The following is a 22,975-nucleotide window of genomic DNA, read 5'->3' on the forward strand; positions in this document are numbered from 1 at the left end:
GACCTACGCAGCGGCCTGGTACCCGGACGTCCCCGGCTTGGCGCTGCCCGAGGTACGGAAGGCGCTGAGGCGTAGGGCGATCTGCTCGACCTCCGTCGTCAGCGCCTGGCTCGAGGCGTTCGCCTGTTCCACCATCGCCGCGTTCTGCTGAGTGATCGTATCCATTTGAGTAAGGGCGCTGTTGACCTCCTGCAGGCCCGTCGCCTGTTCGGCGGTACTGGCCCTGATCGAGCCGAAAACCGAACTTACCTCCACAACCTGCGCCACAATCTGCTGCAGCGATTGCGCCACCTTGTTGACCGAGGCAACGCCGTCTTCCACCTGCTCGCGCGATTTCGCGATCAAGGATTGGATGTCCTTGGCCGCATCGGCGCAGCGTTGCGCAAGGGCGCGCACCTCGGACGCAACGACGGCGAACCCCCTGCCGGCATCGCCCGCACGCGCCGCCTCGATTCCGGCATTGAGCGCCAGGAGATTGGTCTGGAAAGCGATCTCGTCGATGACGTCGACGATCCGGGCGATGCTCGTCGACGAGGTTTGGATTTCCTGCATCACGCCGATGGCGTGGTTGACGACCTCGCCGCTCTGCTCGGCATTCGAACGCGCCGCCATAACCGTCGAGTTGGCCTGGTCGGCGCCCTCGGCCGTCTGGCGCACGGTACGGGTGACCTCTTCGATCGCGGCGGCGGTTTGCTCGAGATTGGCGGCCTGGCGTTCCGTTCGCTTGGAAAGGTCATCGGCCGCCGCGGCGATTTCCTTGGCGTTCACATGAATCTGGCTGGCACCGGCGCCGATGCCGCCGATGGCCTGCCCAAGTTCCGCGATCGCATGGTTGAAATTCTCGCCGAGTTCCCTGTAGGCCTCGGGCAGATTGGAGTCGACCCGCGCCGTCAGATCGCCGTCGGAAATCCTGGCCAGCGCCGCGCCAAACGTGCGACCCACCAGCTCCCGCTCTCCGGCAAGTGCCCCCTCCTGCACCGCGCGCTGCTTCGTCAGGTCCGAGGCGTTCATATAGACGGAGATCGAGAGGTCCATGTCGAGGAAGATGCCCTTGATGAGGCTTGCGATCATCGCCCCCATTTCTTCTGCGGAGATCTTTTGGCGCGAGAACGCACCGCCCTTCGGCCAATGCGCCTTCACGACCTCGCCGATCAGATGCTCCGCGATCAGCGCGTAACCGCCGATATACCAGCGCGGATCCAGGCCAATCTTGGCATGGACCTGTCCAATGGTACGCACCTTGGCGCCGTATTCGTCATTGAAGTCGCCGTCAACGATATTCGCCCAATGACCGACCTGTGCGCCCTTGGCAGCCTTCATGTGGGCGTCGGACGAGAAGAAGCGGTTCGTTTCCGGCGTCTGCCGCACCTTGGCGTAGAAGCGGTCGAGCGCAGGTCCGAGCGCCGTCTGCAAGACGGGCTTCAACGCCCTGAGCTTCGCTCTCGCGGCATCATCCAGTGCCATGAACTCGAGGCGGCCGGCAAGATCGTTGTTGCCGCGTCCGGCTTGTTCCGTATTCATCCGCAAACTTCCCTGCGTACAAAGGTCTCTCAATGGATCATGGAAGGTTCGGAACCGAGGATGTCGACGGCATCCGGGGGAACCACCTGTCGGCCGCTTTCATGGCGGCCGCCCCAAAGACGAGGCGACGGCGCAGGCTCACTTTCCGTAGAATGGGGTTAAAGTAACAGGGTAAAGGAAGCCTTACGGCAGGTCGTATTCGCTCGCTTCTGCGCGAAAATCTCAACCGGAATTGACACTCGTCAAACCCGGTCGAAATTCGGGAGGAACACTCCTGGATGAGATATCAGGCGGCGCGCGGCAAAGCCCAGTGCAGGCGCAAGGCAAGGGAGCGGCGAACGCGCATGGGGAGGATCTCCTGCACTTCGCGGGCAAGCGCAAAGGCATTTTCGCGCGCCTTGTCAAGATTGCTGACGCGGTCTGCATCCATGGTCTGCAGCGTTCCGCCGCATTCGAAGATCTCGCGATAGGCGGCACGCTCGACGATCGGGGTGTCGAGGACGGAAACGCCGCGGGCGGCGAGCAGGGCCTTGATCGTCTGCAGCGCCCGGGTGGTGACCAGCGAGCTGACGCGCGTCAGTACCACCGCGTGGTTGATGCGCGTCCTCGCCTTCTCTTCGATCTGGCGGATGAGTTCGAGGATCTGCACCGCGCCGCGCGCATCCATGGCGCAGCCCTGAACCGGGATCAGCACCTGATCGGAAAGCCCGAGCGCCAATGCGACGATCGCGTCCTTCGCGCCGGCAAGATCGATCACGATGAAATCGACCTCATCCTTGAGTTCGCGGATGTGGCAGGGCAGAGAGGCCGGCGTGATGTGCGAAATCACTTCGAGATTGGGGATGTTGCCGGAAAGCTCGAACCAGTTGGTGATCCAGCGCTGCGGATCCGCGTCGAGAATAACCACGCGGCTTCCCTGTCGGGCAAGTTCCGTTGCCAGGATCAGAGCCGCCGTCGTTTTGCCGGCGCCACCCTTCGCATTGGCGAGTGTAATGACCGCCATCTTCCACCTCGTTCTTTCGATGCTCCATCCCCCCGCGCCTCGGGGCAGATTCGATTAACGGAACCTTTCAGAACATGGTTAACAAAATGGAAATTTGCGACTGCCAAAGATTAACCGCGGCGCTGCCGCTTCAGGCCCTTGCACGCAAGAAAGCCCGGGAAATCAGCGCTTTCCCGGACCTTAAAGAAATTAACGCATCGGCCCGAAGATCGTACCGATTGTCGGAAAGCCCGACGCGCAATTCAAAGAGTTGCAGCGATCTTTGCGCGTCTGAAAGACACGCGATCAGATACACTCGACAAAGAGCTTCCTTGCCGATTCGAGCGTCAGTTCCACCGGATTGCCGCCGGCCGTCGGATCGACGATCGCCATTTCCGCCATTTCGTCGATGCGGTCGGTCCCGACCCCGAGGGCCGCGAGACTGTCCGGAACGCCGAGTTCCTCGCGCAGTTGCAGCACATAGTCGTAGAAGCCGTCAAAGCCGCCGGCAATGCCGAGATAGGCGGCGGCGCATGCGATCTTTTCCTCGATCGCCGGGCGGTTGAAGCGCAAGACCGGCGGCATCACGACGGCATTGGTCATGCCGTGATGGGTGTTGTAGATGGCGCCGACCGGATGGGAGAGCGAATGGATGGCGCCCAGCCCCTTCTGGAAGGCGACCGCCCCCATTGCCGCCGCGCTCATCATATGGGCGCGAGCCTCGACATCGGCGCCATCCTTGTAGGCGCGCGGCAGGTACTCCTTGACGAGCCGCATGCCTTCGAGCGCGATGCCGGCCGACATCGGGTGGTAGAACGGTGAGGAATAGGCTTCCAGGCAGTGGGCAAAGGCATCCATGCCCGTGCCGGCCGTGATCACCTTCGGCATGCCGACCGTCAGTTCCGGATCGCAGATCGTCACCGCCGGCAGGAATTTCGGGTGGAAGATCACCTTCTTCACATGGGTCTGCGAATTGGTGATGACGCTTGCACGGCCGACTTCCGAGCCGGTGCCAGCCGTGGTCGGCACCGCGACGATCGGCGCAATGCCCTCGACATTCGCGCGCGTCCACCAATCGCCGACATCTTCGAAATCCCAGACCGGCCGCGTCTGGCCGGCCATGAAGGCGATGCATTTGCCGAGATCGAGGCCGGAGCCGCCGCCGAAGGCGACGACGCCGTCATGGCCGCCATCCTTGAAGGCCTTGATGCCGGCCTCGAGATTGACGTCGTTCGGATTCGGATCGACCTCCGCGAAGATCGCGCGGCCGAGACCGCCGGCGTCGAGGATATCGAGTGCGCCTTGCGTGATCGCCATCGGCGCGAGGCCGCGATCGGTGACGAGCAGCGGCTTCCTCATGCCGACGGCCTTGCAATGGTCGGCAAGCTCCTTGATCCGGCCGGCACCGAACTTGATGGCCGTCGGATAGCTCCAGTTGGCAATGATCGTCATGCTGTCACTTTCTTCAGGTGATAGGATTTGGGACGGGTAAGATTCTGGAAGCCGATGACGGAGAGCGATCCGCCGCGGCCCGTTTCCTTGACGCCGGTCCAGCAGAGCGCCGGGTCGAGATAGTCGGCCCGGTTCATGAACACCGTGCCGGTCTCGAGCTCGCCTCCGATCCGGGCGGCACGTTCGGCGTCCTTCGTCCAGAGCGAGGCCGTCAGGCCATACCGGCAATCATTCATCAGTTCGATCGCCTGCGCATCGGTCTTCACCTTCATGATGCCGACGGCCGGGCCGAAGGTCTCCTCGCGCATGAACGCCATCGAGTGGTCGACATCGACGAGAAGCTGCGGCGCGAGATAGGCACCGCCGTCGTCCTCGGGGAAGAGCTTCGGATCGATCAGCGCCTTTGCCCCCTTCGACACCGCATCGGCGATCTGGCCGCGCACCGTCTCCGCGAAGCGCCTGTTGGCCATGGGACCGAGCGTCGTTTCCGGGGCAAGCGGGTTGCCGAGCTTGTAATTGGACACCCAGGCGACGGATTTTTCGACAAAGGCATCATAGAGCGACTCGTGCACATAGATGCGTTCGATGCCGCAGCAGCATTGGCCGGAATTATAGGTGGCGCCGTCCATCAGCGTATCGACCGCCGCGTCGAGATCGGCATCCTCCATCACATAGCCCGGATCCTTGCCGCCGAGTTCGAGCCCGAGGCCGGTGAAGGTGCCGGCCGCCGCGCGCTCGATCGAGCGCCCGCCTTCGACCGAACCGGTGAAATTGATGAAGTCGAAGCTCTTGGCGGCAATGAGCGCCGCCGTCGTCTCGTGGTCCAGGAACAGGTTCTGGAAGACGTCCTCCGGCACGCCGGCCTCGACAAATGCGCGCACCAGGCGCTCGCCGACGAGGATCGTCTGGCTCGCATGCTTGATCACGACCGTATTGCCGGCCATCAGCGCCGGAGCGACGGTGTTGATCGCCGTCATATAGGGGTAGTTCCAGGGCGCGATGACGAAGACGACGCCATGCGGCTCGCGTTCGATGCGCCGCTCGAAGCGCTCGCTCTCTTCGACGACAAGCGGCTTCAAAGCGTCGCTAGCAATGGAAGCGACATAGTTGGAGCGCTCATTGAAACCCTTGAATTCGCCGCCATAGCGGACCGGCCGACCCATCTGCCAGGCAAGTTCCGGCACCACCTCGTCGGCCATGTCGTTGAGCCTTGCGACGCCGGCAAGCACCAGCTTGACCCGTTCGTCAAGCGGCCGTTTCGCCCACGCCTTCTGTGCGAGCCGCGCTTTCGCCACCGCCTCCTTGGCGCGCTCCAGCGGCATGGCCGGGCGCTCGGCATAGACCTCGCCATTGACCGGCGAAATGCATCTGATCATCGTCATGATCGCCTTCCTGCTTTCCTGTTCGACTAATCTTTCGCGAGTTACCCCTCCCCAACCCCTCTCCACAAGGGGGAGGGACTTAACCTGCGGCACCGCCTTTTGACAGTAACTCGGCCGTGCCGCTTGCGGCGGCGCTGAGTTGGTCACGAAGGTGACGTCAGCAAGCCCCTCCCCCTTGTGGAGAGGGGTTGGGGAGGGGAAATTCAGGCACCTACGCCCGCTCGAAGCCGCGCGCGACCTCCCAATCGGTGACGCGCCGGTCGTATTCCTCCTGCTCCCAGCGGGCCGCGCGCGTATAATGGTCGACGACGTCATCGCCGAATGCGGCCCTCAGCATCTCCGATCCGCTCAGCAAATCGGCCGCTTCCCTCAACGTGTGCGGAATTTCGCGCACGTCCTTGCCGTGATAGGCATCGCCGACGAAGGGCGCCTCCAGTTCCAGCTTGTTTTCGATCCCCGCGATGCCAGCCGCGAGCAAAGCGGCGAAGGCGAGATAGGGATTGAGGTCGGAACCGCCGACGCGGCACTCGATGCGGATCCCCTTGGTGCCGTCGCCGCAGAGGCGATAACCGGCCGTGCGGTTGTCCTTGCTCCAGATCGCCTTGGTCGGCGCGAAGGTGCCGGCCATGAAGCGCTTGTAGGAATTGATGTAGGGGGCAAGAAAATAGGTAATATCGCTCGCATGAGCGAGTAGCCCGGCAACATAGTGACGCATCAGCTCGGACATGCCGTAGCGGCCGTCCTTGTCGTAGAACATCGGCGTCTCGCCGTCGGCACTCCACAGCGACTGGTGAATATGCGACGAGGAGCCGGCGGCCGAGTAGTTCCACTTGGCAAGGAAGGTGATCGCCTTGCCACGCTGCCAGGCGATCTCCTTGCAACCGTTCTTGATGATTGTATGGCGGTCGGCCATCGTTAGCGCATCCGCATAGCGGACGTTGATCTCTTCCTGGCCGGCGGACGCCTCCCCCTTGGAGTTTTCCACCGGAATGCCAGCGCCCTGCAGGCCGTTGCGGATCGCCCGCATCACGTCCTCTTCCTTGGTCGTCTGGAAAATGTGGTAGTCCTCGTTGTAGCCGCTGACGAGCTGCAGGTCGCGGTATCCGGAGAGCCGCGCATCGTCATAGGATTGGTCGAAGAGGAAGAATTCGAGCTCACTCGCCATGAAGGCCTTGAGGCCCATCCCTTCGAGCCGCGCAACCTGTTTCTTCAGGATGGCGCGCGGCGAATGCGCCACCTCCGTATGGGTGTCGTGGTCGAGCACGTCGCTGATGACGAGCGCCGTTCCTTCGAGCCAGGGAATGCGCCGCAGCGTCGCAAGGTCAGGCTTCATCGTATAGTCGCCATAGCCCTTTTCCCAGCTCGTCGCCCTGTAGCCCTGGACCGTCTCCATCTCCAGGTCGGTTGCGAGCAGATAGTTGCAGCTATGCGTTTCCTTCCAGGCGCTCTCGACGAAATACTGGGCATGAAAGCGCTTGCCCATCAGGCGGCCCTGCATATCGACCTGGCAGGCGAGCACCGTGTCGATGCGGCCCTCGGCCACGTCTTTCTTCAAATCATCGAATGTATAGTTCGCGCTCATGGAGAAGTCCTGGTTCCGGTGTCGATCCGGTTTGCGTTGGCCCGTCGGCATCCGGGACCGCGGTGCCGCCCCGGATGCGAAGTTGGTGACGATCGTGATCAGCTGTAGCGGTAGGGCGGACCTGCCTTCTCCATCACGTCACGATATTTCTTGAGGATCTCGACGACCTTGGCCGCGCGCGGGCTGGTGGCCGCGATCTCATCCCAGAACTTCAGCGCTTCCTGTTCCACGGTCTTCCATTCCTCGTCCGGAATGGTCGTCAGTTCGAGCTTGGTGCCTTCGGCGCGCAACTGCGCCTCGCCGCCCCAGTACCAGTGCTGGCGATAATAGTGCGAGGAGTCGATGCAGAGACGGAACAGCGTCTTGAGATGCTCGGGAACCTCGTTCCAGCGGGCGGAGTTTGCGAAGAACGAACCGCACCAGGCGCCGGAGATGTTGTTGGTGAGGAAATACTTGGTCACGTCCGCCCAACCGACCGTGTAGTCCTCGGTGATGCCCGACCAGGCGAGACCATCGAGTTCGCCGGTCTGCATGGCGACCTGAACGTCTTCCCAAGGCAACGTCACCGGCACGACCCCGAAGCGCGTCAGGAATTTGCCGGCCGTCGGGAAGGTGAAGATGCGCAGGCCCTTCAGATCCTCGAGCGACTTGACCGGCTTGACGGTCGCGAAGTTGCAGGGGTCCCAGGACCCGGCAGATAACCAGGTGACACCCTCGACCTCGCCATAGGCCTCGGCCCAGATTTCGTTGAGGCCGTATTGGTGGAAGAGCGTCGGCACGTCGAGGCTGTAGCGCGAGGCAAAGGGGAAATAGCCGCCGAATACCTTGATGTCGACCGGCGAGGCCATGGAATCGTCGTCGCTCTGGACGGCATCGATCGTGCCCGCCTGCATGGCGCGGAAGAGTTCGCCCGTCGGCACCAGCTGGTCGGAGGTATAGAGATCGATCTGCATCTCGCCATTGGCCGCCTTGTTGAAGGCGTCGATCGCCGGCTTGATGACGTGCTCGGCGAGCGCCGGGCCGGCATAGGTCTGCAGGCGCCAGGTGATCTTGCCCTGCGCGCGCACGGCCGGCGCCGCCAGCGCCGTGGTGCCGGCGGCGGCAGCGAGCCCCGCCTTCTTCAGAAAATCGCGTCTGTTGGTCATCTTTCTGTTTCCCTCTTTCCTGGTTCAGTTGCACTTCTTCTATTTATTGGAGCCCTGCACCAGCGGAGAGGGCTCAATGTCTTGCGGCGCAAAGCGCCGCCTCCCGTCAGCCCCTCACATAGACGTGCTGCGGCAACCAGAGTGCGATCTCCGGAAAGGCCGTCACGATCGCCAGCCCCACCATCATGACAAGGACGAAGGGCAACACCGATTTGTAGATATCCGCCAGGGTGATCTCGGGTGGCGCCATGGCCCGCATCAGGAACAGGTTGTAACCGAATGGCGGGGTCATGTAGGCGATCTGGCAGGTGATCGTGTAGAGCACCCCGTACCAGATGAGATCGAATCCGAGGCTGCCGACGAGCGGTATGTAGAGCGGCGCCACGATGACCAGCATCGCCGTGTCGTCGAGGAAGGTGCCCATGAGGATATAGGAGATCTGCATCAGGATCAGCACCTCCCAGGGACCAAGGCCCCATTTCTCCAGGAACAGGTACTCGATTGCCTTGACCGCACCGAGACCGTCGAAGACGGCGCCGAAGCACAGCGCCGCCAGGATGATCCACATGAACATGCAGGATATCCCGAGCGTCTGCTCCACCGTCCGGTCGAACACGCGCCAGGTCAGCCGTCCTTTGACCCAGGCCGCCACGAGCGCGGAGATCGCACCGACAGCCGAGCTTTCGACGAGGCTGGTGATGCCCATGACGAAGAGGCCCATCATCAGGAAGAAGATCATGAAGGGCAGGATGCCGGCTCTGAGCAATTTGAGCTTCTCGGCGAGCGGAAGATCTCGTTCCTCCTTCGGCAGCGCCGGCCCGAGATGCGGCTGGATCTTGCAGCGGATGACGACATAGAGCGAAAACAGGAACGCCAGAAGCAGGCCCGGGAAGACACCGGCGAGCCAAAGCTGTCCGACCGGCTGGCGGGCGATCATGCCATAGAGCACCAGCACGACGCTCGGCGGCACCAGGATGCCGAGTGAGCTGCCCGCCTGGATGACGCCGGAGACCATGGTCTTGTCATAGCCGCGCCTCAGCAGTTCCGGCAGCGCGATCGTCGCTCCGATCGCCATGCCGGCGACGCTGAGACCGTTCATGGCGGAGATGATGACCATGAGCCCGATGGTTCCGAGCGCCAGCCCCCCGCGCAATCCGCCCATCCAAACATGGAACATCTTGTAGAGGTCCTCGGCGATGCCGGACTCCGACAGCATGTAGCCCATGAAGATGAAGAGCGGCAGGGTCAGAAGAGGATACCACTTCATCAGCTTCATCGAGGCGGCAAAGGCCATTTCGAAGCCGCCGTCGCCCCACAGGAATGCGGCGGCGACCACGCCGACGAAACCGATCGCGGCGAAGACGCGCTGACCGGTCAGCATCGTCATCATCATCGACGAGAACATCGTGAAGGCGATCATTTCGTAGCTCATGCGAGCGGCCTCCCGATGGCGTGGGCAAGGTCTTTGATGAAGATGGATGTCGCCTGGAGGAAGGTCAGCACGATGCCGATCGTCATAATGATCTTGATCGGCGCCATATAGGGCGCCCAGGCCGAATAACTGGTCTCGCCATATTTCAACGCATAGGCGGTACTGGAAACGCCGCCGTAAAGCAGGAACGCCAGATAGACGAGCAGCAAGATGATGGTGACGGCATCGACTATGGCGCGTGTGCGCAGCGTCCAGCGGCCATAGAGCAGGTCCATGCGGACGTGGCTGTCGAGCTGCAGCGAATAGGCCCCGCCCAGGAGATAATAGGCAGCCATGACGAACTGGGCCATTTCAAGGGTCCAGAGCGATGGCAACAGCCACGCCTTCGAAATCGATGAATAGAGCAGGATGCCCATCATCGCGAAAATCAGATACATGGTGGCCCTGCCGACGCGCCGATTGAATCCATCGACGACTCGGACATAGGTCTTCAGATATTCAGGCATGGCGGCAACCCCGCCGGGCGCATGCGTTATCCCCTCGAGGAAATGCGCCTCCCCGTGCTGTCCATCCAGGCATCGGCTGTCTTTCTCCTGTTCAATAGATCACCGGTCATCACCGCGAGCGCTGCCGCTCCCCAGGGGCTTTTATTGTGCGGATAAGGCAGCCGCGCTCTTGGCGAGCAGCCCTTCCAGATAATCGGCCATGCCCCTTTGGCCGATCTCGTCGCGGATGAGATCGTTCCTGATCTCGATCATCACATTGGGCAGTCCGTAACGGACGCCGTATTCTATCAGACTGTGCGTCACCCCGTCCTGAGGACCGTATGGCTCGTTGCGGCGGACGTCATAAGTGCCATCCGCGGCCGCAATCGCCAGCATACGGTCGGCGAGCCGGCTGTCGGCATCATGGAGAATGCCAAGCTGCACGGCGCGCGGCCTGCCAAAATAGACCGGGGTGAAGCTGTGCATAGTGACGAGCACGGGCCTCCGCCCGCCCGCCTTGCGCTCGACCACGAAGCGCGACACGGCATCGTGAAAGGGCCGGTAGAGCTCGTCGACCCGCGCCCGGCGCTCGGCCTCGGACATCGTCCTGTTGCCCGGCACCTCGTAGATCTCGCTGGCGACTGGCATTGCGGCCTCCGATTCCGGCGGCCGGTTGCAGTCATAGGCAAGACGGGAGAACCGCTGATGGATCAGCGCGCCGTCAAGTTTTGCGGCGAGCAGATCGGCAACCGCAAGCGCGCCCGGATCCCAGGCGATATGGCTCTTGAGAACGTCCTCGGAGAGCCCGAGCGTCCCCAGTCGCTGCGGCAGGCGGCGCGACGCGTGCTCGCACAGGAAGACGAATTCTCCCTTTGCCTCCGCATTCGTGACGGTGACCGGATTGCCTTCGGCGTCAGTCAAAAGCCTTGTCACAACCGGCGCCCCCATCAAACAGCCCAGCCGACGATAATCGTGAAAAGAATTCTTCACAGAAAAACGACTGTCAACCAGAATCTGAAACAATCTCTTCAAAAATCCGATTGACTCCTGTCGCGACGGCGATGTTAAATTCACCTCAAGCTGGCAGAGACCGGCTGAGGGGCACGGCATTGAACGATACTGCGGCATCCATGACGGTGTCGGATGTGATCAACGCACATTTCACGGCGCTGACGCGCGCCGAGAAGCGCTTGGCGGAGACACTTCTAGACAACTATCCCGTGTCCGGACTCGGCTCGATCACCACGGTCGCCGAGAACGCGGGGGTCTCTTCGCCGACAGTTGTCCGCATGGTGCAGAAGCTCGGCTTCCGCGGTTTTCCCGATTTCCAGGCGAGACTGCACCAGGAACTGGAGGCGACGATCTCCAATCCGATCGCCAAGCACGATCGCTGGGCGGCGAGCGCACCGGGGACGCATATCCTCAACCGTTTCGCCGACGCGGTCATGGGCAATATGCGCCAGACGCTTTCGCAGATCGAACCCGCCGAATTCGACGACGCCGCGGCACTCGTCGCCGATCGCAAGCGCCATGTCTATCTCGTCGGCGGGCGCATCACCCGCTCGATGGCCGACTATCTCTTCACCCATCTTCAGGTCATACGCACCGGCGTCACGCAGATCGCCCACAACCCGAGTTCCTGGCCCCACTATGTGCTGGACATGCAGCAGGGCGATGTCCTGATCCTTTTCGATATCCGCCGCTATGAGCAGGAAATGGAGACGCTCGCCCGCTTTGCCCGCGAACGGCGCGTCGAAATCGTGCTCTTCACCGACCAGTGGGGCTCGCCTGTGGCCAAGTCCGCGTCCAAGGTTTTCCGCGCGCGGATCGAGGTACCCTCGGCCTGGGACAGCTCGGTCCTTCTCCTGTTCCTCGTCGAGGCGCTGATCGAGGCCGTGCAGAGTTCAAATTGGGAGGAAACCCGCGACCGGATGAAGACCCTCGAGGGCCTGTTCGACTCGACCCGCATTTTCCGCAAGCCGGTCTAGGAGGTGCCCGGCATTATCCGAGGTCAAATGATGAAGCATGTGGCGAGCGCAACACCTCGACCCTCGAAGAACCGGCTTTCGAGCCACCGCATCTTGGTTGTAAGCGGGGCGACGACTGTCACATAAGTTTCATCGCAGCGCTTTATCAGCATCGCCGAAACTAATGGAAACCCAATAAGGAGAACGCCAGTGATTTCAAAGACTCAACGCTTGCTCTCGCTTTCGACCGCCGTGCTTCTGGCGACGACGGCCATCGCCGCCGCCGAGCCCAGCGAGGAGCTCATCGCCGAAGCCAAGAAGGAAGGCATGCTCACCACCATCGCTCTGCCCCACGACTGGTGCGGCTATGGCGACGTCATTGCCTCCTTCAAGGCCAAGTATCCGGAAATCCAGGTCAACGAACTGAACCCGGATGCCGGCTCGGCCGACGAAGTCGAAGCCGTCAAGGCCAACAAGGACAACAAGGGCCCGCAGGCGCCCGACGTTGTCGACGTCGGCCTCGCTTTCGGTCCGCAAATGAAGGCCGAAGGCCTGCTGCAGCCCTACAAGGTCTCCACCTGGGACGAGATTCCGGACTCCGTCAAGGATGCCGAGGGCTACTGGTACGGCGACTATTACGGCGTGATGTCCTTCCTCATCAACAAGGACCTCGTTACCAATTCGCCGAAGGACTGGGCCGATCTGCTGAAGCCGGAATATTCCGGCCAGGTCGCCCTCGCCGGCGATCCGCGCGCTTCGAACCAGGCGATCCTCGGCGTACTCGCCGCAGGCCTCGCCAAGGGCGCCAAGGCCGGGAAGGAAGCCGGCGAAGCCGGTCTCGACTTTTTCGCCGAGTTGAACAAGGCCGGCAATTTCGTCCCGGTCATCGGCAAGTCGGGCACGCTTGCCCAGGGCTCGACCCCGATCATCGTTGCGTGGGACTACAACGCGCTCGGTTGGGCCAAGACGCTGGAGGGCAACCCGCCGACCGAAGTCGTCGTTCCGGAAAGCGGCGTTCTCGCCGGCGTCTACGTTCAAGGCATCTCGGCCTATGCACCGCATCCGAATGCCGCCAAGCTGTGGATGGAGCACCTCTATTCCGACGAAGGTCAGCTCGGCTGGCTGAAGGGCTTCTGCCACCCGGCACGCTTCAACGCGATGGTCAAGGACGGAAAGGTTCCGAAGGAACTGATCGACGCCCTCCCGCCGGCGGATGCGTATGAAAAGGCTTACTTCCCGACGTTGGAAGAGGTCGACGCGAACAAGGCTGCCGTGACCGGCGGCTGGGATTCCGTCGTCGGCGCAAACGTCCAGTAAGCGTTTCCGCAATCATTCCGTCCCGGCCGGTTTCCCGTCCGGGACGGATGCGACAATCATCGGAACTTTAGAGGAACGGCCGCGTCTGCGACGCGGCCCCGTAGGGCGCAAGGAATGTCAACTGCTCACATCAGCGCCAGGTCGCCGGCGCGTCGTCTTCCGCTTCACTGGCTGGGCATCCTGCCCTTTGCCGCTTTTGTGACGCTTTTTCTCATTCTTCCGACGATGAAGATCGTGGTCGGCGCCTTTCAGACACCGGACGGCAGCTTCACGCTCGATAATATCCAAGGTCTTTTCACCCCTTCGATCCTCGCAGCCTATTGGATCTCCATTAAAATCAGCGTCGCTTCGGCGCTCCTCGGTTGCCTGGCCGGCTTTGCCATCTCCGCAGCCGTCGTGTTCGGCGGATTGCCGAGAGGTATCCGCGGGCCGCTACTGACTTTTTCCGGCGTCGCGTCCAACTTTGCGGGCGTACCGCTGGCCTTCGCCTTTCTCGCAACGCTCGGGCCGGTCGGCATCGTCAACGTTTTCCTGCGCTCGGAGCTTGGCGTGGATCTGCGGGCGCTCGGCTTCAACATTCTGTCCTTCTGGGGCCTGACCATTACATATCTCTTCTTCCAGATCCCGCTGATGATCCTCATCATCACGCCCGCACTCGACGGACTGAAGCGCGAGTGGCGCGAAGCGGCATCGATCCTCGGCGCCACCGGGTTTCAATACTGGCGGATGGTCGCCTTTCCGATCCTGCTCCCCTCTATCCTTGGCACCCTGGCGCTTCTCTTCGCCAATGCCTTCGGCGCCGTCGCAACCGCCATTGCATTAACCGGCTCGTCGCTCTCGATCGTGCCCATCCTGCTCTTCGCCCAGATCCGCGGCGACGTGCTCGGCAATCCGCACCTCGGCTACGCGCTTGCCTTCGGCATGATCGTGGTTACGGGTGTCGCCAACGCAATCTACATCTGGCTTCGCGCCCGCAGCGAGAGGTGGCTGAAATGAAGAAGATCTGGGCCTGGGGCGCCCTCTTTTTCGGCATCCTCTACTTCACGCTTCCGCTCGTGGGGATGACCAACTTCTCGCTGAAGATGCGGCGCGGAGAATATTCCTTCGAGGCCTATGCGAGAGTGTTCGGCGATCCGCGCTTCCAGGAGACCTTCACCTACTCCGTGACGCAGGCGCTCTTCACCATCGTCTTCGGTGTGCTGCTCGTCGTGCCGACGGCCTACTGGATCCGCCTCAAGCTGCCGGGCCTGCGTCCCTATGTCGAATTCGTGACGTTGCTGCCATTGGTCATTCCGGCAATCGTCATCGTCTTCGGCTATATCCGGCTCTACAACACATCGAGCTGGCTGCCCCTGACAGGCTCCGCTTTCGGCACCAACATACTGCTAATGTTCGGCTATGCCACGCTGGCGCTGCCATACATGTACCGTGCGGTGGACACCGGCCTCAGGACAATCGACGTGGCCACGCTTACCGAAGCCGCCCAGAGTCTGGGCGCCGGTTGGACCACGATCCTGGCGCGGATCATACTGCCCAACGTGCTTGTCGCCGTGCTCTCCGGCGCCTTCCTCACCTTCGCCATCGTCATCGGCGAGTTCACCATGGCAGCGCTGCTGAACAGGCCGGCTTTCGGCCCCTATATGCAGCTTCTCGGCGCCAACCGCGCCTATGAACCGGCGGCGCTCGCCGTCATCGCATTCGGAATCACCTGGGGCTGCCTCGGCCTCATCCAGCTCGTCTCGCGCTTCCAGAAAAGCGCGCCTCCCAAGGCCTGAGGACCGTTCGCATGAGTTTCCTGTCACTGACCAACATCAAGAAATCCTTCGGCCCGGTCCAGGTCGTGCACGATTTCAACATGGGCATCGAGAAAGGCGAATTCGTTTCTTTTCTCGGGCCTTCCGGCTGCGGCAAGACGACCATCCTCCGGATGATCGCCGGCTTCGAGACGCCCTCCGACGGGACGATCACGATAGACGGCAAGGACCAGGGTTCGCTCAAGCCCAACCAGCGCAATATCGGCATGGTGTTCCAGGCCTATGCGCTGTTCCCCAACATGAACGTGCACGACAATGTCGCCTTCGGCCTCAAGGTGGCCGGCGCTTCCAGGTCGGAAATCGATACTCGGGTGAAGCAGATGCTCGGGCTCATCAAGCTCGACCACCTGGCGGACCGTTTCCCCTATCAGATGTCCGGCGGTCAGCAGCAGCGTGTGGCGCTGGCCCGCGCCCTTGCGGTGAAGCCGCAGGTGCTGCTGCTCGACGAACCTCTCTCGGCGCTCGATGCGAAGATCCGCGTCTCGCTACGCGAAGAAATCCGGCAGATCCAGCAGCAGCTCGGCATTACCACCGTGTTCGTCACGCATGACCAGGAGGAGGCGCTGTCGATCTCCGATCGCATCGTCGTCATGAATGCCGGGCGCGCCGACCAGATCGGCACGCCTTTCGAGATCTACAACACGCCGGCGACCCGATTCGTCGCCTCCTTCGTCGGCACGCTCAACATCATCGAGGCCAAGGTGGCCGACCCGGCCACCGGTGCCGTCATGGTGGGCGACCAACCGGTTACTCTGGCGGAGCCAATTGCCAACCTGAAGGGTGGCGACACGATCTCGCTGGCCTTGCGGCCGGAGGCAGGCTCCATAGCCGAGAGCGCCAGCGGCGATACATCGCTTGTCGGCGAGGTCGAAGCGACGAACTTCCTCGGCTCGGTCATCCGCACCAGGCTGCGCGTGGGCAATGACCTGATCTCTTTCGACATGTTTAACAATCCCGGCGTCGTGCCGCCGTCTTACGGCGAGAGCGTCAAACTGCGTTTCGCCGCCAAGGACCTGCTGGTGATCCGCGAATAGGCCCTGCCTCCCGGCCGCGACCTCTCCTGCGGCCGGGTGCCCCGAAAAAATCTGTCGTGATTTCTCGCTTTTTCGTCGTTCACCGCATTTGACCGGCGCCGAGCCGTCTCTATAGTCGCGAGCGTTCTCAGGGCGGGGCGAAATTCCCCACCGGCGGTAACGACCGGCGAGCCGAAGGCTCTTCGGTCGAAGCCCGCGAGCGCTTCGAGCAGCCTGCTTGAAGGTCAGCAGATCCGGTTGAACTCCGGAGCCGACGGTTATAGTCCGGATGGAAGAGAGCAAGCAGGGGTGACGTCCCTCCGACAGCGCCGCGCATCTTGTCAGATGCGCGAAACACGCAGAAGGGTCGTTGCGCATGCCTGTTCGCCCGACGGGATCATTGGAAATATGCCAACCCTGAAAGGCTTGAGATCATGACCGTTCTTTCCCACCCCTCGATCAGGATTGCCATCGTCCGTGCCCGCTGGCACGCCGATATCGTCGATCAGTGCGTCGATGGCTTCATCGCGCAGTGGACGTCGCTCGGCGGCAATGCGGCCGATGTCGAGATCTTCGACGTTCCCGGGGCGCTGGAAATCCCGCTGCACGCACAGATGCTCGCGAAGTCCGGACGCTACTCGGCGATCCTCGGCACCGCCTTCATCGTCGACGGCGGCATCTATCGCCACGACTTCGTCGCCGGCACGGTGCTCGACGGCATGATGCGCGTCCAACTCGACACGAACGTGCCGGTCCTCTCGGCCGTGCTTACGCCGCACAACTTTCAGGAATGCGAGTCGCTGATCGCCTTCTTCCGCGACCATTTCGTTATCAAGGGCGAGGAAGCGGCGAACGCCTGCGCGCAAATCCTCGACGCCCGTGCCAAGCTTGCGCTCATCAACGCCTGACGGTCTCGTTCAATTCGGAAGGAGGGCGCAGCAGGGGCGCGCCATCCTTCTTTCTGAACCCATGAGGAATCATTGCTCTCAATGTCCGAGACTATTGATGTAGAGCGACAGGAGTTGCGTCTGCGAGGAGATGCCGAGCTTGCGGTAGACGTTGCGACGATGGACTTTCACGGTCCCGGTCGAAATGCCGAGCTTCAATCCGATCGACTCCGATGAATGCCCCTGCAGCACGAGTTCGATGATCGAAGTCTCCCGCTCCGTGAGGTTGAGATGTCGCCAGACACCATCAGCGGGCGGATGCGTCGCCTTGCGGCGGTTCCGACCGGTTTTTGCGAGCGCCGCGTCGAAGCGGCGGTCGAGATCGGCCCAATGGTGCCGTACCAGCGCTGCGACGAGCGGTTCGACCTTCTTGAGCAGCGCGAATTCCGCCGCGCTGAAGCTGCCGGTCGCTTCCCGCCGCATCAGCGATAGGACGACGGTCACCTGCCCGCTCACTGGAACAAAGAAGCCTACCTCCTCCGCAAGACCGGTCTGCACATAGTAGGTGCGGTAATATTCGCTGGAGAAGAAGCGATCGGGGGCGAGTTCCCGCATCCGCCAGACCCCCGGCTTCGGCGCGCAGGCGGCATGATAGAAAGGATCGAGCAGATAGGGGCCGGCCTGGTACAGGCTCACGAAGAGCACATGCTCCTTCGCGTTGAACGTGCTGAAGAGATCGAGCGGCCGTTCTTTTCCCCGATATGCGAAGACGACGACATAGTCGAAACTCATCAGGCTCAGCATCAGCCGTCGGAACGTGTTTCCGAGAGCCTCGTCCTCCATCGAGGCGCCGTCCACCAAAGACGCTGTGACCCGAAAAAGTCCCTCGAAGTCGATGCCCAAATCGCCCTCCCGGCCCGTTCCCGCCCTGCAGCGCGTCCGCGGATATACTCCTGCCACAGGCCAATTAGCGCTTAAATACCTCTCTTGGGGTATATACCTGCACGCCCTCATCTGACTAGGCTGCTTATCAATGACGGGGGGACGAGGCGGCGCCAGAACCGTGAACGATCTCCGATAACAACCGCAGGGAACAGACGTGGGATCCGCTTCGACGAACGATATTGAATTCCGTTCGGTCGCCAAACGCTATGGCAGCGTGACGGCCGTGTCCGGCATCGACCTAGCGGTTCCCAAGGGCGCCTTCGTCGCCTTGCTCGGCCCGTCCGGCTGCGGCAAGACCACATGCCTGAGGATGATCGGCGGTTTCGAGCAGCCGAGCGAGGGGACCGTTCATATCGGTGGCGAAGCGGTGAACGGCGTGCCTGCCTATCGCCGGCCGGTCAACATGGTATTCCAGCACTATGCGCTGTTTCCCCATCTCGACGTCGCGCAGAACGTCGCCTACGGGCTGAAGCAGATGCGCCCGCGCATCGCCGCCGCCGAAATAAGCCGGCGGACACAGGAAGCGCTGGAAATGGTGCGCCTCGGCGGCTTTGCGAAGCGCCGCATCCACGAAATGTCGGGCGGACAGCAGCAGCGAGTCGCACTCGCGCGCGCCATTGTCAACAAGCCTAAGGTGCTGCTTCTCGACGAACCGCTCGCCGCCCTCGACAAGAAGCTGCGCACCGCCATGCAGATCGAGTTGCAGAGCCTGCAGCGCGAGCTCGGCATCACATTTGTGCTCGTGACGCACGACCAGGAGGAGGCGCTGTCGATGAGCGACCTCGTCTGCGTCATGAACGCCGGCCGGATCATTCAGGTCGGCACGCCCGAGGAGATCTATGACCGGCCGGCGACGCTCTTCGTCGCCGATTTTGTCGGCAAGACCAACCGCATCGCCGCCACGATCGAGCCCGGCGCGGGTCCGATCCGGCTCGCGAACGGCCTGGGATTGACAAAACCCGCGCGGGTGAACGGTACCGTCGGCGCCGCCATGGTGGCGCTGCGCCCGGAGGCGATCCGTCTCGTGCGCGACGGTGCCTCGACGCTCGAGGGCACCGTCACCCATCGCATCTTTCTCGGTTCTTCGGTGGAATATTCCGTCGAGGTCGACGGCCTCGGCGATTTTCTGGTGACCGCCGACCGCCGAGCCCTCGTCGAAAGCGAGCTCGCCGAACCGGGAGAAAGGATCGGTCTCAGCTTCGATGCGAACGCAATGCATATCTTCCCGGCCTGACCGGCCGGTCTGCTGCCATAAATGCCTGTCAAGAACAAGGGAACAGCGTCATGACCAAGTGGTACAGAGAAAATGCCCCAATCACTGCAGCGAAGCTCGCCGACGAACTGATGCGCCTGAAGCGCGGCTCGGTCTCACGGCGCCATTTCCTCGGCGTAACCGGCCTCGGCCTCGCCGCCGCTGTCCTGGCACGCCAGCCCGGCCTCTTCAATTCAACCGTTTTCGCCGGCGATCTCGGCAGCCAGATGTCGATCGCCACCTGGCCGAACTATCACGATCCCGCCACCTTCGAAGCCTTCACCGCTGCCACCGGCGTCGCCGTCGAGGTCAATGTCTTCGGTTCGAATGAAGAGATGCTCGCGAAGCTGCAGGCGGGCGGCACCGGCTGGGACCTGTTCGTTCCCACCAATTATACGATCTCGACCTATGTCAAGCTCGGCCTGATCGACGAACTGGACATGGGACAATTGCCGAACTTCGATGCGTCGACCGAGAATGCGCGCTTCACCCATGAGGGCATGGTCGACGGCAGGACCTATGCGGTTCCCAAGAACTGGGGAACGACCGGGATTGCGGTGAACACGAGCAAGATCAAAGCGCCGGTATCCAGCTGGAAGGACTTCTTCGAGGTGGCGATGTCGGAGGCCGACGGCCGCACAATGGTGCATGATTATCAGTTGACCACCATCGGCAATGCGCTCGTCTCGCTCGGCTACTCCTTCAACTCGATCAAGCCGGAGGAGTTGGCCAAGGCTGAGGAACTGTTGCTCCGCGTCAAGCCGCATCTCTACGCGATCAACAGCGACTACCAGCCGGCGATGCGCGCGACCGATGCCTGGATGACCATGTGCTGGACCAATGACGGCGCCCAGCTCAACCGCGACATGCCGGAGATCGAGTACGTGCTCGGCAAGGACGGCGGCGAGATCTGGACGGACTTCTATGCCATCCCGAAAAGCGCCGCCAACAAGCCGGCCGGCTATGCGCTGCTCAATTACCTGATGGCGCCGGAAAACGCAGTCAAGGAGCACATCGCCAACGGCGCGCCGACCACCGATAGCCGCGTGCTGAAGCTGCTGCCGGAGGAGGTCACCTCGAACAAGATCGTCTATCCGGACGAGGCGTCGCTGACGCCGCTCGAGTTCGGCGCCGCCGTGACCTTGACCGACCCTGGTCGCGCCGAGCTGATGGCCCGCTTCAAGTCCGCCTGACCCGTCACAGACAGCCTTTTCCCTCTCATCCGGCACGGCAATCCGAAATCTGGCCGAAGTCTGGATGGGGGGGGGGACAAGTTCAACAGCACCCGGCCGATCCCCCATGCGTGCAGCAAACAGGAAGAGGAATCTCGTAACGGCGGCGCTCATCGCGCCGGCAGCCGGCTGGCTCTCCGTCTTCCTCGTCCTCCCGTTCATCGCTATGCTCGTCTTCGCCTTTGGCGAACGGGCGCCCGAGGGCGGCTATCAGCCGGCCTTCACCTTCGCGCAGTTCGCCAATCTGCCGACGCGCGCCACCGCCTTCTGGAACACGCTGATGCTGGCGCCGGCCGGGGCCTTCCTCTGCCTGCTGGTTGCCTACCCAACCGCGTATTATCTCGCGGTGAAGGCAAATCCGCGCTACCGGCTCATCCTCGTCTCGCTCGTCGTGGTGCCGTTCTGGACGAGCCTTCTCGTGCGCACCTATGCGTGGATGTACATCCTTGGATCGCGCGGAATCCCCAATCTTCTGTCGATGATCGGCATTGAGGACGTGCGCCTGCTCAACACCCCGGGCGCCGTCCTGCTCGGCATCGTCTATGGCTACCTACCGCTGATGATCATGCCGATCTACGTGAGCCTCGAGAAGCTCGATCGCAGGCTCCTGGAGGCATCGGCCGATCTCGGGGCGAAACCCGTCTCGACCTTTTTCGGCGTCACGCTGCCACTCTCCCTACCCGGCGTCATGACAGGGGTCGCGCTTGTCACCATCCTGCTCCTCGGCGAGTATCTGATCCCGCAACTCCTCGGCGGCGGCAAGGTCTTCTTCATCGGCAACGCGCTCGTCGATCTCTTCCTGCAATCGCGCAACTGGCCCTTCGGCTCGGCGATCGCCGTTACGCTCGTCGCCGTGGTTGTCGTGGTGCTGATGGCGGCGATGCGGATCGCCTGGAAAATAGCCGGAACGCGGCAGGTGGATCTCGTCTGATGCGCGCCTTTCTCTCCGCCGTTTATCTGTTCCTCTACGCGCCGATCGCCCTCGTCGTGCTGTTCTCCTTCAACGCAGGTCGAAATGCGAGCGAGTTCACCGGCTTTTCCACCGCTTGGTACGGCAAGGCGCTCTCGAACACCTTTCTCGTCGCCGCGCTGCAGAACAGCCTGATCATCGCCTTCACCAGCGCCGTGCTCGCCGCGATCTTCGGCACGATGGCGGCGCTCGGGCTGGAACGGCTCAGGCCGCGGATGCGCGCGCTCTTCGATGCGCTGCTTGCCGCGGCGATCGTGGTGCCGGGCGTCGTCATCGGCATCGCTACGCTTGTCGCCCTCGTCGCGCTCTTTTCCATCGTCAATCCGGCACTCGCGAACCTTTGGCCGGGGGAGCGGCCGCCGCAACTCGGGCTCGGCTATGGCTCGATCATCGCCGCGCACGGGCTGTTCTCAATGGCGCTCGTCACCATGATCGTCAAGGCGCGCATCGCAAGCCTCGGCCGCGACATCGTCGAAGCGTCGAGCGACCTCTACGCGACGCCACTGACGACCTTCCGACTGATCGTGCTGCCGCAGATCCTGCCGTCGATCCTCGCCGGCTTCCTGCTCGCCTTCACCTTTTCCTTTGACGACTTCATCATCGCCTTCTTTGTCGCGGGCTCGAAAACGACGCTGCCGATTTACGTCTTCGCATCGATCCGCCGCGGCGTGACGCCCGAGATCAACGCGATCGCGACGATGGTGCTGGCCGCATCGCTGCTCCTCATTTTGAGTGCTCGCCTGTTGATGCGCGAAAAGAAGAGCAAATCCGGGGAGTGAAACGATGATTCTGAAAGACCGGATCGCCATCGTCACCGGAGCGGGCTCCGGCATCGGCAGGGCTGGCGCCGCCATGATGGCGCGCGAGGGCGCCCATGTCGTCATCATCGACCGCAGTCGGGAGGCTGCGGAAGCAACGGCAGTCTCGATCGCCGGCGCGGGCGGCAGCGCCGAAGCACTCGCCGTCGACGTCACTGATGACGCCGCGCTTTCGCATGGCGTCGCCGATGTGCTCGACCGCCACGGCCGCGTCGACATCCTGCACAACCATGCCGGAGCCCAGGTCGCGGGCGACCTCGAAGGGGTCGACGTCGAGGGTTTCGACCGGTCCTGGAAGCTGAACGTGCGCGCCCATTTCATGGCGGCCCGGCTCGTCATGTCGTCTATGAAGCGCGCCGGCCGCGGCGTCATCCTCAACACCTCGTCTTCATCCGGCGTGCTCTATGACCGCGAGATGATCGCCTACACGACGACGAAGCACGCGGTGATCGCCATGACTCGGCAAATGGCCGGAGACTACGCAAAATTCGGAGTGCGGGTGAATGCGCTCTGCCCCGGATGGGTGGACACGCCCTTCAACGAACCCTTCATTCGCCAGATGGGCGGTCGCGACGCGATCGAAGCCTATATCCGCGACAAGGTGCCGCTCGGCCGCTGGGCAAGCGTCGAGGAAATCGCCGAGTCGATCCTCTTCCTCGTCTCGGATCGGTCTTCCTACATCACCGGTCAGATCCTCGTGGCCGACGGGGGCGAGACGGTGGTCTGAGTTTGAATCGGCGCCTCAGCACGACTCGGCAAGCCGCTGTTCCGACTCGGAC

Annotated in this window: 21 protein-coding genes and 1 riboswitch; of the genes, 11 read left to right on the forward strand and 10 right to left on the reverse strand. The window is 62.4% G+C overall.

What is annotated here, in order from left to right:
- Positions 1 to 3: 3 nt before the first annotated feature.
- The 9 genes from AC4P1R_RS10315 to AC4P1R_RS10355 all read right to left on the reverse strand — a co-directional run bounded on the left by AC4P1R_RS10315 (position 4) and on the right by AC4P1R_RS10355 (position 10,914).
- On the reverse strand, positions 4 to 1,521 hold the full coding sequence (locus AC4P1R_RS10315; RefSeq protein ID WP_492176869.1) for a methyl-accepting chemotaxis protein: 1,518 nt from the start codon (positions 1,519 to 1,521) through the stop codon (positions 4 to 6).
- Positions 1,522 to 1,807: 286 nt separating this feature from the next.
- Complete coding sequence (locus AC4P1R_RS10320; RefSeq protein ID WP_069461490.1) at positions 1,808 to 2,524, reverse strand: AAA family ATPase; 717 nt, start codon at positions 2,522 to 2,524, stop codon at positions 1,808 to 1,810.
- Positions 2,525 to 2,809: 285 nt separating this feature from the next.
- Positions 2,810 to 3,955 (reverse strand): iron-containing alcohol dehydrogenase, encoded by a 1,146-nt coding sequence (locus AC4P1R_RS10325; RefSeq protein ID WP_492176870.1) that lies wholly within the window; start codon positions 3,953 to 3,955, stop codon positions 2,810 to 2,812.
- A complete protein-coding gene (locus AC4P1R_RS10330) occupies positions 3,952 to 5,337 on the reverse strand; it encodes an aldehyde dehydrogenase family protein (protein WP_069461488.1) in 1,386 nt (461 codons plus the stop codon). Before AC4P1R_RS10330 ends, AC4P1R_RS10325 begins: the two co-directional genes overlap by 4 nt.
- Positions 5,338 to 5,548: 211 nt before the next feature.
- Complete coding sequence (locus AC4P1R_RS10335) at positions 5,549 to 6,919, reverse strand: glutamine synthetase family protein (RefSeq protein ID WP_492176871.1); 1,371 nt, start codon at positions 6,917 to 6,919, stop codon at positions 5,549 to 5,551.
- A 98-nt stretch (positions 6,920 to 7,017) separates the two neighbouring features.
- On the reverse strand, positions 7,018 to 8,064 hold the full coding sequence (locus AC4P1R_RS10340) for a TRAP transporter substrate-binding protein (protein WP_069461486.1): 1,047 nt from the start codon (positions 8,062 to 8,064) through the stop codon (positions 7,018 to 7,020).
- Between the two features lie 106 nt (positions 8,065 to 8,170).
- The gene (locus AC4P1R_RS10345) at positions 8,171 to 9,496 is read right to left on the reverse strand and encodes a TRAP transporter large permease (protein ID WP_492176872.1); all 1,326 of its coding nucleotides are present in this window, start codon (positions 9,494 to 9,496) and stop codon (positions 8,171 to 8,173) included.
- Complete coding sequence (locus AC4P1R_RS10350) at positions 9,493 to 10,002, reverse strand: TRAP transporter small permease subunit (protein WP_069461484.1); 510 nt, start codon at positions 10,000 to 10,002, stop codon at positions 9,493 to 9,495. The genes AC4P1R_RS10345 and AC4P1R_RS10350 overlap by 4 nt, the downstream gene beginning before the upstream one ends.
- 141 nt (positions 10,003 to 10,143) lie before the next feature.
- The gene (locus AC4P1R_RS10355) at positions 10,144 to 10,914 is read right to left on the reverse strand and encodes an N-formylglutamate amidohydrolase (protein ID WP_069461606.1); all 771 of its coding nucleotides are present in this window, start codon (positions 10,912 to 10,914) and stop codon (positions 10,144 to 10,146) included.
- A gap of 176 nt (positions 10,915 to 11,090) precedes the next feature.
- Between AC4P1R_RS10355 and AC4P1R_RS10360 the strand changes: the two genes are divergently transcribed.
- The 6 genes from AC4P1R_RS10360 to AC4P1R_RS10385 all read left to right on the forward strand — a co-directional run bounded on the left by AC4P1R_RS10360 (position 11,091) and on the right by AC4P1R_RS10385 (position 17,000).
- The gene (locus AC4P1R_RS10360; protein ID WP_151611494.1) at positions 11,091 to 11,969 is read left to right on the forward strand and encodes a MurR/RpiR family transcriptional regulator; all 879 of its coding nucleotides are present in this window, start codon (positions 11,091 to 11,093) and stop codon (positions 11,967 to 11,969) included.
- 189 nt (positions 11,970 to 12,158) lie between these two features.
- Positions 12,159 to 13,265 carry an ABC transporter substrate-binding protein gene (locus tag AC4P1R_RS10365; protein ID WP_069461482.1) on the forward strand — a complete coding sequence of 369 codons (1,107 nt, stop codon included), beginning with the start codon at positions 12,159 to 12,161 and terminating at the stop codon, positions 13,263 to 13,265.
- 114 nt (positions 13,266 to 13,379) lie between these two features.
- The gene (locus AC4P1R_RS10370; RefSeq protein WP_151611496.1) at positions 13,380 to 14,261 is read left to right on the forward strand and encodes an ABC transporter permease; all 882 of its coding nucleotides are present in this window, start codon (positions 13,380 to 13,382) and stop codon (positions 14,259 to 14,261) included.
- Entirely contained in the window at positions 14,258 to 15,040 is a 783-nt protein-coding gene (locus tag AC4P1R_RS10375) for an ABC transporter permease (RefSeq protein ID WP_069461480.1), read from the forward strand. The genes AC4P1R_RS10370 and AC4P1R_RS10375 overlap by 4 nt, the downstream gene beginning before the upstream one ends.
- A gap of 11 nt (positions 15,041 to 15,051) precedes the next feature.
- A complete protein-coding gene (locus tag AC4P1R_RS10380; protein ID WP_492176873.1) occupies positions 15,052 to 16,113 on the forward strand; it encodes an ABC transporter ATP-binding protein in 1,062 nt (353 codons plus the stop codon).
- A gap of 119 nt (positions 16,114 to 16,232) precedes the next feature.
- Positions 16,233 to 16,397: riboswitch (FMN riboswitch) on the forward strand.
- 129 nt (positions 16,398 to 16,526) lie between these two features.
- The gene (locus AC4P1R_RS10385) at positions 16,527 to 17,000 is read left to right on the forward strand and encodes a 6,7-dimethyl-8-ribityllumazine synthase (protein ID WP_151611497.1); all 474 of its coding nucleotides are present in this window, start codon (positions 16,527 to 16,529) and stop codon (positions 16,998 to 17,000) included.
- A 78-nt stretch (positions 17,001 to 17,078) separates the two neighbouring features.
- Here the strand turns inward: AC4P1R_RS10385 and AC4P1R_RS10390 are convergent, their stop codons facing one another.
- Positions 17,079 to 17,882 carry a helix-turn-helix transcriptional regulator gene (locus tag AC4P1R_RS10390; protein ID WP_083265483.1) on the reverse strand — a complete coding sequence of 268 codons (804 nt, stop codon included), beginning with the start codon at positions 17,880 to 17,882 and terminating at the stop codon, positions 17,079 to 17,081.
- Positions 17,883 to 18,078: 196 nt separating this feature from the next.
- Between AC4P1R_RS10390 and AC4P1R_RS10395 the strand changes: the two genes are divergently transcribed.
- The 5 genes from AC4P1R_RS10395 (at position 18,079) to AC4P1R_RS10415 (ending at position 22,923) form a co-directional block, all read left to right on the forward strand.
- A complete protein-coding gene (locus AC4P1R_RS10395) occupies positions 18,079 to 19,158 on the forward strand; it encodes an ABC transporter ATP-binding protein (RefSeq protein WP_492176874.1) in 1,080 nt (359 codons plus the stop codon).
- A gap of 50 nt (positions 19,159 to 19,208) precedes the next feature.
- Positions 19,209 to 20,369 carry a polyamine ABC transporter substrate-binding protein gene (locus AC4P1R_RS10400; RefSeq protein WP_492176875.1) on the forward strand — a complete coding sequence of 387 codons (1,161 nt, stop codon included), beginning with the start codon at positions 19,209 to 19,211 and terminating at the stop codon, positions 20,367 to 20,369.
- 106 nt (positions 20,370 to 20,475) lie between these two features.
- A complete protein-coding gene (locus AC4P1R_RS10405) occupies positions 20,476 to 21,339 on the forward strand; it encodes an ABC transporter permease (RefSeq protein WP_069461475.1) in 864 nt (287 codons plus the stop codon).
- The gene (locus tag AC4P1R_RS10410) at positions 21,339 to 22,157 is read left to right on the forward strand and encodes an ABC transporter permease (RefSeq protein WP_151611499.1); all 819 of its coding nucleotides are present in this window, start codon (positions 21,339 to 21,341) and stop codon (positions 22,155 to 22,157) included. The genes AC4P1R_RS10405 and AC4P1R_RS10410 overlap by 1 nt, the downstream gene beginning before the upstream one ends.
- Before the next feature lie 4 nt (positions 22,158 to 22,161).
- Positions 22,162 to 22,923, forward strand: coding sequence for an SDR family NAD(P)-dependent oxidoreductase (locus tag AC4P1R_RS10415; RefSeq protein WP_151611500.1), 762 nt, complete (start codon positions 22,162 to 22,164; stop codon positions 22,921 to 22,923).
- Positions 22,924 to 22,975 lie beyond the last annotated feature (52 nt).

Source organism: Sinorhizobium sp. Y406 (genome assembly GCF_058732025.1).

What these genes read in the sequence shown, in the direction of transcription:
- AC4P1R_RS10400 (WP_492176875.1), top strand. Translation starts at nt 19,209, where the DNA reads ATGACCAAGTGGTACAGAGAAAATGCCCCAATCACTGCAGCGAAGCTC.
- AC4P1R_RS10405 (WP_069461475.1), top strand. Translation starts at nt 20,476, where the DNA reads ATGCGTGCAGCAAACAGGAAGAGGAATCTCGTAACGGCGGCGCTCATC.
- AC4P1R_RS10415 (WP_151611500.1), top strand. Translation starts at nt 22,162, where the DNA reads ATGATTCTGAAAGACCGGATCGCCATCGTCACCGGAGCGGGCTCCGGC.
- AC4P1R_RS10315 (WP_492176869.1), bottom strand. Translation starts at nt 1,521, where the DNA reads ATGAATACGGAACAAGCCGGACGCGGCAACAACGATCTTGCCGGCCGC.
- AC4P1R_RS10335 (WP_492176871.1), bottom strand. Translation starts at nt 6,919, where the DNA reads ATGAGCGCGAACTATACATTCGATGATTTGAAGAAAGACGTGGCCGAG.
- AC4P1R_RS10345 (WP_492176872.1), bottom strand. Translation starts at nt 9,496, where the DNA reads ATGAGCTACGAAATGATCGCCTTCACGATGTTCTCGTCGATGATGATG.
- AC4P1R_RS10375 (WP_069461480.1), top strand. Translation starts at nt 14,258, where the DNA reads ATGAAGAAGATCTGGGCCTGGGGCGCCCTCTTTTTCGGCATCCTCTAC.
- AC4P1R_RS10330 (WP_069461488.1), bottom strand. Translation starts at nt 5,337, where the DNA reads ATGACGATGATCAGATGCATTTCGCCGGTCAATGGCGAGGTCTATGCC.
- AC4P1R_RS10325 (WP_492176870.1), bottom strand. Translation starts at nt 3,955, where the DNA reads ATGACGATCATTGCCAACTGGAGCTATCCGACGGCCATCAAGTTCGGT.
- AC4P1R_RS10410 (WP_151611499.1), top strand. Translation starts at nt 21,339, where the DNA reads ATGCGCGCCTTTCTCTCCGCCGTTTATCTGTTCCTCTACGCGCCGATC.
- AC4P1R_RS10385 (WP_151611497.1), top strand. Translation starts at nt 16,527, where the DNA reads ATGACCGTTCTTTCCCACCCCTCGATCAGGATTGCCATCGTCCGTGCC.
- AC4P1R_RS10380 (WP_492176873.1), top strand. Translation starts at nt 15,052, where the DNA reads ATGAGTTTCCTGTCACTGACCAACATCAAGAAATCCTTCGGCCCGGTC.
- AC4P1R_RS10370 (WP_151611496.1), top strand. Translation starts at nt 13,380, where the DNA reads ATGTCAACTGCTCACATCAGCGCCAGGTCGCCGGCGCGTCGTCTTCCG.
- AC4P1R_RS10340 (WP_069461486.1), bottom strand. Translation starts at nt 8,064, where the DNA reads ATGACCAACAGACGCGATTTTCTGAAGAAGGCGGGGCTCGCTGCCGCC.
- AC4P1R_RS10320 (WP_069461490.1), bottom strand. Translation starts at nt 2,524, where the DNA reads ATGGCGGTCATTACACTCGCCAATGCGAAGGGTGGCGCCGGCAAAACG.
- AC4P1R_RS10350 (WP_069461484.1), bottom strand. Translation starts at nt 10,002, where the DNA reads ATGCCTGAATATCTGAAGACCTATGTCCGAGTCGTCGATGGATTCAAT.